The sequence below is a fragment of the Microbacter sp. GSS18 genome (assembly GCA_029319145.1).
In the GTDB taxonomy this organism is placed as follows: Bacteria; Actinomycetota; Actinomycetes; order Actinomycetales; family Microbacteriaceae; genus Microbacterium.
Genome location: CP119753.1, coordinates 768,394 through 782,251, shown reverse-complemented (window position 1 = coordinate 782,251; position 13,858 = coordinate 768,394). Strand labels below are relative to the sequence as shown.

Sequence of the window (13,858 nt, the reverse complement as noted above, 5' to 3'; positions counted from 1 at the left end):
TGGTGTTGCGGTTCAGACGAGACGGGTGAGGGGAACGGGACCGGTGGGCAGATCCTCCGGATGCGGGGGCTGGGTCCCCGGCAGCGAGGCGGCGGCGGCTCCGTAGCGGATGCTGCGCTCCAGGCGCTGCGGTGCGGCGAGGCGCTCGGCGTCCCCGATGAGGAATCCTGCGAGCGAGCTGTCGCCGGCGCCCACGGTGCTCGCGACGCTGATCGGCGGCGGCGTGCCGAGCCAGGCGCCCTCGGCGTCGACGTAGACGGCGCCGTGCGCTCCCAGGGTGATCAGCGCCGACGCGGAACGCTGCGGGACGATGTGGCCGGCGATCCGCAGGACGTCCTCGGCGAGTCCGGCCTCGGGGTCGAGCGCGATGCCCGCCAGCTCGCTGAGCTCGTCCTCGTTCGGCTTGATGAGATCGGGACGCGCACGCTCGACGACCGCTCGCAGGGCCTCGCCCGAGGTGTCCACGGCGATGCGGGGCGCCGACGACCCGTGCGCGGACCGCACGGCCTCCACGACGGCGACGTAGAAGTCGTCCGGGGCGCCGGGCGGCAGGGATCCCGCGAGCACGAGCCAGTCGGCTCCGTCACCGGCCGCGACGGTCGCCGAGATGAGCGCGTCCTGCTCGGCCGCCGAGAGGGCTGCACCCGGAAGGTTCAGCTTCGTGGTCGTCCCCTGCGCATCCGCGAGCGTCAGATTCGCCCGCACGTGCCCGCGGACCGGAACCGTGACGGCGTCGAGGCCGGTCGCAGCCAGCACGGCGCCGAACGGATCGTCGGCGGCGAGCGGGAGCACGGCGCGGACCGGGATGCCGGCGGCGCGGATGACGCCTGCGACGTTGATCCCCTTGCCGCCGGCATCCTCGCGCGACGCCGTCGCGGACTGCACCTCGCCGGGTCGCAGCGCGTCCGGCAGGCTCACCGTCCGATCCAGGGACGGGTTCGCGGTCAGTGTCACGATCATGCGCGCCATACCTCCACACCTGCGTCGTCGAGGGCCGCCGCCAGGTCGGCGTCCGGCTCGGTGTCCGTCACGAGCACATCGATGTCCGAGAGCGCGGCGAAGCCGACCAGCAGCTCCTCGCCGAGCTTGTCCGCCGCGGCGACCACGACCACGCGCCGGGCCGAGCGCACGATCGCGTGCTTGACGGCCGCTTCATCGGGATCGGGCGTGCTCAGCCCGAAGGCGGCCGACACGCCGTTCGTGCCCACGAAGGCGATGTCGGGCCGCAGGCTCTCGATGGTCCGGACGGTGCGGGCGCCGACCGCAGCGCCGGTGACGCCGCGCACCCTCCCGCCGATGACGGTGAGGGCGGCGCCGGGAGCCGAGGCGATGTCGGCGGCGATCGAGATCGAGTGGGTCACGACCTCGATCGATCCGTCGCGCAGCCGGGGGGCGAGCAGCTGTGCGACCGCCGCGGTCGTGGTTCCGGCGTCGAAGAACACCGAGCCGTGGAATCCCTCGATCACGGCTTCGGCCGCGCGGCCGGCGATCGACTCCTTGGCCGCACCGTGGGCGACGCGCCTCTCCGCGAGGGTCGGCTCGGCGGTGCTGGCCCGCTCGGCGGTCACGGCGCCGCCGTGAACGCGCCGCAGGACGCCACTGGTCTCGAGGACGCCGAGATCGCGACGGATCGTCTCGGTTGTGACATCGAGCCGCTGCGCCAGATCGATGACGCTCACCCGGCCCGAATCGCGCAGCAGTGCCTCGATGTGCTGCTGGCGCTCCGTCGCGTACATGGCATCCCTCCTCGGATTTCCCACACAGTACAACAGATAGCAACACACAACAAGACCCGAATCCACATTCCTGAATAAATGCCGAAAGTACGGGCGAGTATGGTCGCTGTCGTGCCCGACGCGCCCGCCGCCGAGATCCCCGCAGACCGCTCGCTCGTGCGCCGGCTGCTCGCCCACCAGGCGTCGGCGATCCCCGGCGCCGCCCGTCTGCCGCTGCGCCTGGTGGACGAAGGCTGGGACAACCGGATCTGGCGGCTCGGAACCGCGTGGACGGTGCGGCTCCCCCGGCGCGCGATCGCGGCGCCTCTCATCGAGGGCGAGCAGAGGTGGCTGCCGACGCTCGGCCCGCGGATCGCGGCGGCCTCGGGCCTCGCCGTCCCGGTTCCCGTCGTCGCGGGCCGCCCCTCGGCCGACTTCCCGTGGCCGTGGTCGGTCGCGGCGTGGACCGCGGGGGCGTCGGGGCTCGCGGTGCCGCGGACCGGCCGCCGGACCTGGGCCGTCCCCCTCGCCCGCGCTCTGGGCGCGCTTCACCGGATCGCGCCCGCAGACCACCCCGTCAACCCCTTCCGCGGCGTGCCTCTGGCGATGCGGGATGCCGGCGTTCGCGAGAACCTCGATCGTCTCGCCGGCGGACGCCTGGACCCGGCGCTCGTCCGCGCCGCCGGCGAGGCGTGGACCGCTGCGCTCGCCCAGCCCGAGTGGAGCGGAGCGCCGGTCTGGATCCATGGCGACCTGCATCCCGGGAACGTGATCGCACGCGATGAGGGGCTCGCCGCGATCATCGACTTCGGCGATCTCACGGCGGGCGACCCCGCCTACGACCTCGCCGCCGCATGGCTCGCGTTCGACCGTGGCGGTCGCGCAGACTTCGTCTCCGCGACGGGGATCACCGACGACGCGCTGTGGGCGCGCGCACGCGGCTGGGCCGCCGCCGTCGCGTCGATGCTCGCGGTGCGCAGCGACGACCGCGCGGACTACGCCGCGCTCGCCGAGGGAACGCTCCGCCAGCTCGGATAGCCGCCGGCGGCGGCCGACGGTGCGCACTCGCCGGACTCGGCGGAGGCGTCGATCCGCGCTAGCCGGCCGTCGGCCTCACGCGCCCGCGACGCGCTCCTGGGCCCCCGGCGGAAGCACCCGGACGTCCACCGCGTCCTCGCGCGCTTCCAGGCGCAGCGTCGTGCCCACGGCGTACGCGCCGTCGAGCACGCCGCGCAGCTGTGCCGTGACGATGAGATCGAAGGTCGGGTAGCGGTCGCGCGCTGTGCACGTCTCGACGGTGATGCGCAGTGTGGGCTCGTGCCCGACGAGCAGACAGCGGTCGCCGTAGACGCCGTCGGCGGTCCACACCATGAGCACCTCGAAGAGCCGGTCGTACCCCTGCATCGTCTCGGGGACGATCTCGTAGTTCGTGAGGTAGCTCTCCCACTGCGGAGCCCACTCCTCGTCGGTCGTCGCCAGGGAGATGTCGGGGCTCGACCAGGTCGGCGACGGCAGCACCATGCCCAGCACGACGCCGACGACGATGCCGACCGCAACCCCGAGCGCGAGCTGCGCCGTCGTACGGGGGCGCTTGAGCCACGCGAACGGGACATCGCCCGTCGAGTGCGGCGTCGATGCGGAATGGGACTCCGACTCCGCGGGCGGGGCCGAGAGCACGGCGGAACCCGCCCGGCCGTCGGTCGCCACGTCCGTCGACACGGCAGGATCGTTCCGCACGGATGCCGCAGCCACCGCGGCGGGTTCGCTGGGGACGTCCACCCGGTCGTCGTCCACCCGGTCGTCGTCCACCCGGTCGTCGTCCCCGCGTGACGAGGCGTGTGCGCGCACGAGGTCTTCGAGTTCCACGAGCCGGCTGCTCTCGCGTGCATCGAGACCGGACTCGGATGCGCCGCCGTACGCACGGCGGCGCAATTCGTCCAGTTCTCGCGACTGCTCCGCCGTCAGCTTCGGCGCATCCATGGGCCCGATCCTCGAGGGTTCCGGAGCGGTCACGGCGCTCGACGTCACCCTGCCCGCGCCTTCGCTCCGACGTGCCAGAAGCTACCACCCGCCCACACGGCGGACAACCGTCCGACAACGCGCGCCAAAAGAGAAAACCCCCGCTGAGCGGGGGTTTCTTCTCTTGCTGGGGTACCTGGACTCGAACCAAGAACAACTGAACCAGAATCAGCCGTGTTGCCAATTACACCATACCCCATGGTGTTCGACCGAAGTCGTGCCGAGGATCAAGCTTAGACGACGTCGGCCGATCGGCCAAACCGAGACGCTCAGGCGTGTCGCGCCACGAGCGCGCCCAGCCGGCGGAGGGTCTCGGGCTTGCCGAGCAGCTCCATCGACTCGAACAGCGGCGGCGACACGCGGCGACCGCTCACAGCAACCCGCAGCGGACCGTAGGCCACGCGCGGCTTGAGCCCCAGCCCGTCGATGAGGGCGCCGGTGAGCGCCTCCTGCACCGCCGCCGCGGTGAACTCGGACTCGGGGACGAGCTCCAGGGCGGCGACGGATGCGACCAGAACCTCGTCGGCATTCGCAGGGAGCGACTTCAGCGCGTCCTCGGCGTAGTCGATCTCGTTGGTGAACAGGAAGCCGAGCAGCCCCGGCACATCGCCCAGCATCTGGACGCGCTCCTGCACGAGCGGCGCCGCGGCGGCGATGATCGCCGTCTGCTCCGGAGTCGGGTCGCCGTCGATGACGCCTGCGGCGGTCAGGTACGGGACGATGCGCGCCTCGAAGTCGGCGGGAGTCAGCATCCGGATGTGGTCGCCGTTGATCGACTCGGCCTTCTTCTGGTCGAACCGCGCCGGATTCGGGTTGACGTCGGCGATGTCGAACGCCGACACGAGCTCGTCGAGCGAGAAGACGTCGCGGTCGGGGGCGATCGACCAGCCGAGCAGGGCGAGGTAGTTCAGCAGGCCCTCGTGGATGAATCCCTTCTCGCGCTGCAGGAAGAGGTCGGCCTTGGGGTCGCGCTTGGAGAGCTTCTTGTTGCCCGTCTCACCGAGCACGAGCGGCATGTGCGCGAAGCGCGGGATGAAATCGGTGACGCCGGCGTCCACGAGTGCGCGGTAGAGCGTGAGCTGGCGCGCGGTGGAGGGCATGAGGTCCTCGCCCCGGATGACGTGCGTGATGCCCATGAGTGCGTCGTCCACCGGGTTGGTGAACGGGTAGAGCGGCACGCCCCCGGCCCGCACGAGCACGAAGTCCGGGAACGACCCCGCCGGGAATGTGACCTCGCCGCGGATCATGTCGACGTAGGTGATGTCCTCGTCGGGGACCTTCAGGCGCCACGCGGGCTCGCGGCCCTCGGCGCGGAAGGCGGCCTTCTGCTCCTCGGTGAGCGTGCGGTCGAAGTTGTCGTAGCCGAGCTGCTTGGCGCGGCCCGCCGCCTCGTTGCGCGCGTCGATCTCCTCGGCGGTCGAGTAGCTCTCGTAGACGGCCCCGGACTCCACGAGCTTCGCGAGGACGTCGCGGTAGACGTCGTGCCGCTGCGACTGGCGGTACGGGCCGTGCGGGCCGCCGACCTCGACGCCCTCGTCCCAGTCGATCTCGAGCCAGCGCAGGGCGTCGAGCAGCTGGTGGTAGCTCTCCTCGCTGTCGCGAGCGGCGTCGGTGTCCTCGATGCGGAACACCAGCTTGCCGCCGTGGTGCCGTGCATACGCCCAGTTGAACAGCGCGGTGCGGATCAGGCCGACGTGCGGAAGTCCCGTCGGAGACGGGCAGAAGCGGACGCGGACGTCGGCTCCGGTGGCGGTGGTGGTGCGAGGGTCAGGCGTGGAAGACATCGCCTTCCAGTCTACGGGCGGGCCGCCGGCTCCTCGGGCCCGGCGACGGCCTCCGCCGGCACCTCGGTGCGCCGATCGCGGCCCCACGGGGCGAACGCGACGACGGCGACGACGAGGATGCCGACCACGAGGGCGAGACCCCCGTACCCGATCCATCCGAGCACGACTCCGGCGAGGATCGCCCCGGCGGCGCCCACCATGCTCATGGTGAAGTCGCTCAGTCCCTGCCGGCGCGTGCGGAGCCGCTCGCTCGAGGCCTCGGTCAGCAGCGTGGATCCCGCGACCGTCGAAGCGCTCCAGCCCAGCCCCAGGAGGACGAGGCCGACCGTGACGGCGACCGTGGAGTCGGCTCCGAACGAAGCGGTCAGCAGCGACAGCGCGAGGATCGCCTGGCCGACGAGGATCGTGCGCAGCCTCCCGATGCGGTCGGCGAGGATGCCGAACACGGGGGCGAGCGCGAACATGCCCGCGATGTGCAGGCTGATCGTCACGCCGATGATGGTCAGGGTCGCACCGTGGTGGAGCAGGTGCACGGGCGTCATCGCCATGACCGCGACCATGGTCCCGTGCGCCGCCGCGATCGCGAAGATCGCAAAGCGTGCGACGCTCGGGCGATCGGGCTTGGCGATCGTCGCCGCCTGATGGTGTTCGGCAGCCCGCGCGACCTCCTGCTGGGCCAGGAGCAGTGGGTCGGGCCGGAGTGCGACGAGGTACAGCGTCACGCCGAACAGCTGCGCGACGATCGTGAACACATAGGGCCCGGTGAGCGGCGGCATCCCGATGGCCTGCCCGATCGCCTCGCCGGGGCCGGTGAGATTCGGACCGAGCACCGCCCCGATCGTCGTCGCCCACACGACGATGGACAGATCGCGGCCGCGTGAGCGGTCCGTCGCCAGGTCGGCGGCTGCGAAGCGCGACTGAAGATTCGCCGCCTGGCCGCCGCCGATCAGACCGAAGCCGAGCAGCAGCAGCACGAAGGACCCGAGTGCCACGGCGACGACGACCAGCCCCACGCCCAGCAGCGCGATCAGCATTCCCGCGGTCAGCGCGAGGCGCCTGCCGCGCCCGCGGGCGAGGGCCGCGAGCGGAATCGCGATGAGCGCGGTGCCGAGGGTCACCCCGGCCGCCGCAAGGCCCGACAGCGCCTCGTCACCGGAGATGTCGGCCGCGAGCACCGCCCCCAGCGAGACGGTCGCGCCGAACGCGAGCCCGCCCAGCACCTGGCCTGCCGCGAGCACCGCCACGGTGCGCCGCTGGATGCGGGCGAGGTCGACGGTGGAGCCGGTGTCCTCGTCAGGCATGACGTGCCGGATTGCGCAGGATGCCGAGCCCCGTGATCTCGACCTCGACGACGTCGCCGGCGACGAAGGGGCCGACGCCCGCGGGCGTCCCCGTGAGGATGACGTCGCCTGGCAGCAGCGTGAACGCCGCCGACGCATAGGCGATGATGTCGGCCAGCGAGAAGATCATGTCGCTGATCGGACCCTGCTGACGGACCTCGCCGTTCACGCGCGTGGTGACGACGGCATCCCCCGCCGGGTCGAAGTCCGTCTCGATGGCGGGGCCCAGCGGGCAGAACGTGTCGAACCCCTTGGCGCGCGCCCACTGCCCGTCGGTCTTCTGGAGGTCGCGCGCGGTGACGTCGTTGCCGATCGTGTACCCGAACACGTAGTCGAGCGCGCGCTCGGCCGGCACGTTCTTCGCGATCTTGCCGATGACGGCCGCCAGTTCGCCCTCGAAGTCCACGCGCTGGGACTGCGGCGGGAGCGAGATGGCATCGCCGGGGCCGATCACGGATGTGTTCGGCTTGAGGAAGAGCATCGGCTCGGCGGGCACGTCGTTTCCGAGCTCGGCGGCGTGGTCACGGTAGTTCCGGCCCACGCACACCACCTTCGACCGCGGGATCACCGGGGCCAGCAGCGCGACGTCGCTGATCGGCACACGCTCGCCCGTCGTCTCGAAACCCGCGAACATCGGGTCGCCCGAGAGGACGACCAGATCGCCTTCGTCGACGATTCCGTAGGTGATGGCTCCGTTGTGGCTGAAACGCGCGATCCTCACCCGCACAGCCTACCCACGCGAACCGTGTCCCACTTTTCGCCGCCTCGCGCGAGGGCGGGCGGCGAAAAGTGGGACACGGTCTGCGGGCGTGTGGCGGCTACGCGTCGAGGCGCACGAGCCAGCCGTGCTTGTCCTCGCGGCGGCCGTACTGGATGTCGGTGAGCTCCTCGCGCAGCGACAGAGCCAGCTGGCCGAGAGGCTGCTCGTCGGAGAAGTCGCGCCCCTTGAGCGTGCCGATCGGGGCGACGACAGCCGCCGTGCCGCATGCGAACACCTCGACGATGTCGCCGGATGCCACGCCCTCGCGCCACTCCTCGAGCGAGACGCTCCGCCGCTCGATCGTGTGGCCGCGGTCGGCGGCCAGCTGAAGGAGCGAATCGCGCGTGATGCCCGGCAGGATCGAGTCGGACTGGGGCGTGACGAGCGTGCCGTCCTTGTGCACGAACACGACGTTCATACCGCCGAGCTCCTCGACGTTGCGGTCCTGGTCGAGGAAGACGACCTGGTCGCAGCCGTTCTCGTTCGCCTCCGCCTGCGGCAGCAGGCTCGCGGCGTAGTTGCCGCCGGTCTTGGCCGCGCCCGTGCCGCCCTTGCCCGCGCGGGCGTAGTCCTCGCTGAGCCAGATCGTGACCGGCTTCGCGCCGCCCTTGAAGTAGGCGCCGACGGGGCTGGCGATCACGTAGTAGGCGACCTTGTGCGCGGGGCGCACCCCGAGGAACGCCTCCTTGGCGAACATGAACGGCCGCAGGTACAGGCTCTGGTCCTCGCCCGACGGCACCCAGTCGGCGTCGACGGCGATCAACTCGCGCAGGGACTGGATGAAGTACTCCACCGGCAGCTCCGGCAGCGCGAGGCGACGCGCGCTGCGCTGCAGGCGCAGGCCGTTCTGGTCGGGGCGGAAGGTGTGGATCGATCCGTCGGCGTGGCGGTAGGCCTTGATCCCCTCGAAGATCTCCTGTCCGTAGTGCAGGACCGCAGCGGCCGGGTCGAGCGAGATGGGCCCGTACGGCTGCACGCGCGGGCGGTGCCAGCCGCCGCGCGCCGACCAGCAGATGTCGACCATGTGGTCCGTGAAGACGGTTCCGAAGGCCGGGGACGCGAGGATCTCCTCGCGCTGGGCGGGGCTCTTGGCCGCGAGGTTCTTCGTGACGGCGAACTCGAGCGGGGCGAGGCCGGGGTCTGCGTCGGTGAGGGTCATGTGTTCACGTCCTGGCTGGTGAGGTGTGGCGGCGACGGCCGGATCCAGGTTACGCCCGGAGACGGGCGAGGATCGCGTCGCCGACCTGTGCGGTGGAGCGAGGCTCGCTCCCGCGCTCCGCGACGTCCGCCTCGACGGCGCGCGTGATGCGCTGCGCCTCGCCCGTGAGCCCGAGGTGATCGAGCATGAGGGCGACCGAGAGGATCGCGGCCGTGGGATCGGCCTTCTGCTGGCCCGCGATGTCGGGCGCCGAACCGTGCACGGGCTCGAACATCGACGGGAACGCGCCGTCGGGGTTGATGTTGCCCGAAGCAGCGAGGCCGATGCCACCGGTGACGGCGCCGGCCAGGTCGGTGAGGATGTCTCCGAAGAGGTTGTCGGTGACGATCACGTCGAATCGGCCCGGGTTCGTGACCAGGAAGATGGTTGCCGCGTCGACGTGCAGATAGTCTACGGCCACGGCGGGGTGCTCCATCGCCACCTCGTCGACGATGCGCTTCCACATTCCGCCCGCGTGCACGAGGACATTCGTCTTGTGGACCAGCGTGAGCTTCTTGCGGCGACGCTCCGCTGCGGCGAAGGCGTAGCGCACGACGCGCTCGATGCCGAACGCCGTGTTGACGCTCGTCTCGTTGGCGACCTCGTGCGCGGTCCCGGTGCGGATCGATCCGCCGTTGCCGACGTAGGGGCCTTCGGTCCCCTCGCGGACGACGACGAAGTCGATGTCGCCCGGGTCGGCGAGCGGCCCCGGAGCACCCGCGTAGAGCTTCGACGGCCGCAGGTTGACGTAGTGGTCCAGCGAGAACCGCAGCTTCAGCAGAAGGCCGCGCTCGATGTTCGCGTCCTTCAGACGCGGGTCGCCCGGCACGCCGCCGACCGCGCCGAGAAGGATCGCGTCGTGCCGGGCGATCGCCTCGAGGTCGGCGTCCGTCAGCGTGTCGCCGGTCTCGAGGAACCGCGCCGCGCCGAGCGAGAAGCGCGACTTCTCGAACGACACGCCGCTGTCGGCGGTGACGACGTCGAGCACCTTCTCCGCCTCAGCGACGACCTCCGGTCCGATGCCGTCACCGGGGATGACGGCGAGCTTCACGACGCGCGACATTGCTCTCCTTGCTCACAGGGTGCCGGCGCGCTCCCCGCCCGCGCTCAGCGCGGGCTGTCCGCGCGGCCGGCGCGGTATGTTCCCAGCGTAGTGGCCGCGATCGCACCGGCGACGACGACCAGAGCCGCGCCGATCAGCGCCGTGACGGCGACGCCGCCGTCGAACGCGGCGCCGGCGGCCTCCCGCAGCGCCTGAGCCGCAGCGTCGGGCAGGGTCTCGGCCGCCGCCATGGCACCGGCCAGCGTCTCGCGCGCCGCATCGGCGGCGTAGGCGGGGATGTCCGCCGGAGGCTGCATGCCCGCGCGGTACAGGGCGGTCAGGATGCCGCCGAGGACCGCTGTGCCCAGCACCGCGCCCAGTTCGTACGCGGTCTCGGACACCGCGCTGGCCGCACCGGCCTTCGCCGGCGGAGCACTCGAGAGGATGAGGTCGTTGGACATGGTCTCGGCCGCGCCGATCCCGATCCCCAGCAGCACGAACGCGCCGACGATGACGGCCGGCGATCCGCTCTGAGCCCCGAGCGCGACGATCCCGTACCCGGCGGCCGAGAACGCCAGGCCCGCGGGCACCACCACGACGGCAGGGAAGCGCCGCGAGACGGGCACGACGGTCAGGCCCGCCAGGACCATCGCCGCCAGGCCCGGCACCAGCGCGAGTCCGGCGTCAAGCGGACTCATGCCCGCCACGAGCTGCAGGTGCTGCGTGACGAAGAACAGGAAGCCCACGAGGGCGATGACACTGAGGAAGTTGACCAGGAGCGCCCCGCTGAACGTCGCGTTCGCGAACAGCCGCATGTCGAGCATCGGGACAGGAGCGCGCAGCTGGCGCCGGACGAAGATCGCACCGAAGGCGATGCCGACCGCCATGACCGCCAGCGCCGTCGCGCCCACCCCGTGCACGGCCAGGTCCTTGATCGCCCACACCACCGCCAGCATCGCCGCGAGCGACAGCACGATGCTCACCGGGTCCGTTCGGCCGGCCGCGGGGTTGCGGCTCTCGGGGACCAGCAGCGGCGCCGCCACCAGCAGCGGCAGAAGCATGGGCACCGCCAGCAGGAAGACCGAACCCCACGCGAAGTGCTCCAGCAGCAGGCCGCCCGCGACGGGGCCGAGGGCGGCTCCGGCCGAGAACGCGGCCGCCCAGACGGCGACGGCGAGACGGCGCTGGCCGCGATCGGTGAAGATGCTGCGCAGCAGTGCGAGGGTCGCGGGCATCAGCATGGCGCCGAAGACGCCCATCGCCGCGCGCGCGCCGATGAGCATGCCCGCGCTCGGCGCGAACGCGGCGACGACGGAGATCGCCGCGAAGCCGGTGGCGCCGATCATCAGCATCCGTCGCCGCCCGAAGCGATCGCCCAGGGCGCCCATCGTCACCAGCAGCCCCGCGAGCACGAGGGGGTACGCGTCGATGATCCACAGCTGCTGCGCACTCGTCGGTCGGAGGTCGCGCGCGATCTCGGGCAGGGCGAAGCCGAGCACGGTGTTGTCCACCGAGACCAGGAGCACGGGGAGCATCAGCACGACCAGCGCGGCCCATGCGCGCGGTCCGGCGCGCCGGGCTCCCCGGTCCGCCAGTGCGATCTCCTGTGTGAGTGTCATCATCATTACTATACCGTCCAGCCGGTATAGTAACACGCGGATTAGAGACACCGATGAGTACGATCGAGAACATGGCCCGTCCCCCGCGTGCACGAGAGAGCGTGCTCGACGCATTCGAGTCGCTGCTCGTCGCCGACGGCGAGCGCGCCGCCACCATGGACGCCACCGCGCGCGTCGCGGGCGTCTCCAAGGGCGGGCTCCTCTACCACTTCGCCACCAAGGACGCCCTCGAAGCGGCGATCGTGGAGCGGCTCGACGCTCTCGTGGACGAGGACGTCGCGGCGCTGGAGGCCGCCGAGGAAGGACCCGTCGCCTTCTATCTGCGCACGTCCGTCATGGCCGACGACCCGCTCGACCGGGCGATCATCGCGACCTCACGGCTCGCTCAGGGCGGCAGCCACCGCGCCGCCGACGCCCTGCGCCGCATGCGGAGCAGGTGGGCCGAGGCCCTGCGCCCTCACGTCCTCGACGAAGCGGCACTGGATCTCGTCCTGCTGCTGAGCGATGGCCTCTACTACAACAACGCCCTCGCCTCGGAAGGCGTGGCGGGGCCCGTGCCCGGCGGCGATGCGCTCACGGCGCTGATCGCGCGCGTCGAGGCATCCGTCCGGCGCTGAAGCGATGCCCGGGCCCGGTCACGGCCGGGCCGCGCCGCGGTCATGACGGGACCGCGACGCCGACCGGGTCAGGGCTCGGTGATCTCGATCTGCTGGAACAGATCCGCGTTGGTCGCGGCCTGCATCGCGTCGAGGATCTCGTCGGGCACGGCGGAGTCCACCGTCAGCACCGACAGCGCACGCCCGCTCGCGTCCGGCTGTGCGACCTGCAGCGCCTCGATGTTGATGTTCGCGTCACCGAGGTACTTGCCGTAGATCGCGACGATGCCCGGACGGTCGGCGTACCGCATCACGACGTGGTGACGCGCGATCGCGACCTCGATCTCGTAGCCGTTGATGCTCACGACCTTCGGCACCATGCGGGTGCCGGCGAGCGTGCCCGCGATCGTGAGCACGGTCCCGTCGGCGAGCGTGCCCCGCAGCACCGTGAGGTTGCGGTACTCGGGGCTGTCGGCCTCGACGATCATGCGCGTCTCGATGCCGCGCTGCTCGGCGAAGACCGGCGCGTTCACGTACGAGACGTTCTCGCTGACGATGTTCGTGAAGATGCCCTTGAGCGCCGCCAGCCGGTAAACGCTGACGTCGTACGCCGCCAGCTCGCCGCGCACCTCGATGTCGAGGCTCGTCAGCGCACCGTGTGCGATGCCGGCGAAGAACTGCCCGAGCATCTCGACCAGCGCGATGCCCGGACGCACGAACGGGTCGATGACGCCGCCGGCGACGTTCACGGCGTCGGGGACCAGGTCGCCCTCGAGGGCGAGCTTGACCGACTTCGCCACCGAGATGCCGGCCTTCTCCTGCGCCTCGTCGGTCGAGGCGCCCAGGTGCGGCGTGACGACGACGTTGGGAAGGCTCAGCAGCTCGACCGCCGTACCGCCCTCCTTGGGGGGCTCGCTGGTGAAGACGTCGAGTCCCGCGCCCGCGATCTCGCCCGTCTCGAGCGCGACCTTCAGGGCGGCTTCGTCGATGAGGCCGCCGCGCGCGACGTTGACGACGTAGGCCGTCGACTTCATCGCGCGGAACTGCTCGGCGCCGATCATGCCGGTCGTCTCGGCGGTCTTGGGCATGTGCACGGAGACGAAGTCGCTCTGGGCCAGCACCTCGTCGAGTGAGAGCAGCTCGACGCCCAGCTGCTGCGCACGGGCGGGCGTGACATACGGGTCGTACCCGACGACGCGCACGCCGAAGGCGCGCAGGCGCTCGGCGATGAGACCTCCGATGCGTCCGACGCCGACGATGCCGACCGTCTTCTCGAACAGCTCGGTCCCGGTGAACGAGCTGCGCTTCCACTCGCCCTTCGCCAGCGACGCGTGGGCGGCGGGGATGTGCCGGGCGAGGTTGAGGATGTGACCGACGGTCAGCTCGGCGGCCGAGATGATGTTCGACGTCGGCGCGTTCACGACCATGACGCCGGCGGTGGTGGCGGCCTTGATGTCGACGTTGTCGAGGCCGACACCGGCGCGGGCGATGACCTTCAGGACGGGCGCCGCGGCGATCGCCTCGGTGTCCATCTTGGTGGCCGAGCGGATGAGCACCGCGTTGGCCTCGGCCAGGGCGGCCAGCAGCGCCGGCCGATCTGCGCCGTCGACGTGGCGGACGTCGAAGTCGGGTCCGAGTGCATCGATCGTGGCGGGAGAGAGCTGTTCGGCGATCAGAACGACGGGCTTCGTCACGGGAGTTCCTTCGAGGCGTGGCGCGACGGCGCGGTGCAGTGCGGGATGCCGCGCCCGCACGTGTTCGGGGGCGCGGCCTCAGCCAGCCTAT

Annotated in this window: 12 protein-coding genes and 1 tRNA gene; 2 read left to right on the top strand and 11 right to left on the bottom strand. The window is 71.4% G+C overall.

Annotated features, from left to right (window positions below):
• Positions 1 to 12 precede the first annotated feature (12 nt).
• Together P0L94_03670 and P0L94_03665 are read right to left on the bottom strand one after the other, a co-directional pair.
• A complete protein-coding gene (locus P0L94_03670) occupies positions 13 to 960 on the bottom strand; it encodes a 1-phosphofructokinase family hexose kinase (protein ID WES65177.1) in 948 nt (315 codons plus the stop codon).
• Positions 957 to 1,736 carry a DeoR/GlpR family DNA-binding transcription regulator gene (locus P0L94_03665; protein ID WES65176.1) on the bottom strand — a complete coding sequence of 260 codons (780 nt, stop codon included), beginning with the start codon at positions 1,734 to 1,736 and terminating at the stop codon, positions 957 to 959. Before P0L94_03665 ends, P0L94_03670 begins: the two co-directional genes overlap by 4 nt.
• A gap of 111 nt (positions 1,737 to 1,847) precedes the next feature.
• Here P0L94_03665 and P0L94_03660 point away from each other — a divergent pair, with 111 nt between their 5' ends.
• Positions 1,848 to 2,753, top strand: coding sequence for an aminoglycoside phosphotransferase family protein (locus P0L94_03660; protein WES65175.1), 906 nt, complete (start codon positions 1,848 to 1,850; stop codon positions 2,751 to 2,753).
• A 75-nt stretch (positions 2,754 to 2,828) separates the two neighbouring features.
• Here P0L94_03660 and P0L94_03655 read toward each other — a convergent pair whose 3' ends face one another.
• The 8 genes from P0L94_03655 to P0L94_03620 form a co-directional block, all read right to left on the bottom strand.
• Positions 2,829 to 3,695 (bottom strand): hypothetical protein, encoded by an 867-nt coding sequence (locus P0L94_03655; protein WES65174.1) that lies wholly within the window; start codon positions 3,693 to 3,695, stop codon positions 2,829 to 2,831.
• A gap of 166 nt (positions 3,696 to 3,861) precedes the next feature.
• Positions 3,862 to 3,933 (bottom strand) — tRNA-Gln (locus P0L94_03650).
• 70 nt (positions 3,934 to 4,003) lie between these two features.
• Positions 4,004 to 5,518: a glutamate--tRNA ligase gene (gene gltX / locus P0L94_03645; protein WES65173.1), complete on the bottom strand. Its 1,515-nt coding sequence runs from the start codon at positions 5,516 to 5,518 to the stop codon at positions 4,004 to 4,006.
• An 11-nt stretch (positions 5,519 to 5,529) separates the two neighbouring features.
• The gene (locus tag P0L94_03640) at positions 5,530 to 6,819 is read right to left on the bottom strand and encodes an MFS transporter (GenBank protein WES65172.1); all 1,290 of its coding nucleotides are present in this window, start codon (positions 6,817 to 6,819) and stop codon (positions 5,530 to 5,532) included.
• Entirely contained in the window at positions 6,812 to 7,579 is a 768-nt protein-coding gene (locus tag P0L94_03635) for a fumarylacetoacetate hydrolase family protein (protein WES65171.1), read from the bottom strand. Before P0L94_03635 ends, P0L94_03640 begins: the two co-directional genes overlap by 8 nt.
• 97 nt (positions 7,580 to 7,676) lie before the next feature.
• The gene (locus P0L94_03630) at positions 7,677 to 8,777 is read right to left on the bottom strand and encodes a branched-chain amino acid aminotransferase (GenBank protein ID WES65170.1); all 1,101 of its coding nucleotides are present in this window, start codon (positions 8,775 to 8,777) and stop codon (positions 7,677 to 7,679) included.
• Positions 8,778 to 8,826: 49 nt separating this feature from the next.
• Positions 8,827 to 9,879: a 3-isopropylmalate dehydrogenase gene (locus P0L94_03625; protein WES65169.1), complete on the bottom strand. Its 1,053-nt coding sequence runs from the start codon at positions 9,877 to 9,879 to the stop codon at positions 8,827 to 8,829.
• Positions 9,880 to 9,923: 44 nt separating this feature from the next.
• Positions 9,924 to 11,477 (bottom strand): MFS transporter, encoded by a 1,554-nt coding sequence (locus P0L94_03620; GenBank protein WES65168.1) that lies wholly within the window; start codon positions 11,475 to 11,477, stop codon positions 9,924 to 9,926.
• A 53-nt stretch (positions 11,478 to 11,530) separates the two neighbouring features.
• On the opposite strand from P0L94_03620, the gene P0L94_03615 reads away from it, so the two are divergent.
• Positions 11,531 to 12,094 (top strand): TetR/AcrR family transcriptional regulator, encoded by a 564-nt coding sequence (locus P0L94_03615; GenBank protein WES65167.1) that lies wholly within the window; start codon positions 11,531 to 11,533, stop codon positions 12,092 to 12,094.
• Positions 12,095 to 12,162: 68 nt separating this feature from the next.
• Here P0L94_03615 and serA read toward each other — a convergent pair whose 3' ends face one another.
• A complete protein-coding gene (gene serA, locus P0L94_03610; GenBank protein ID WES65166.1) occupies positions 12,163 to 13,767 on the bottom strand; it encodes a phosphoglycerate dehydrogenase in 1,605 nt (534 codons plus the stop codon).
• Positions 13,768 to 13,858: the final 91 nt, after the last annotated feature.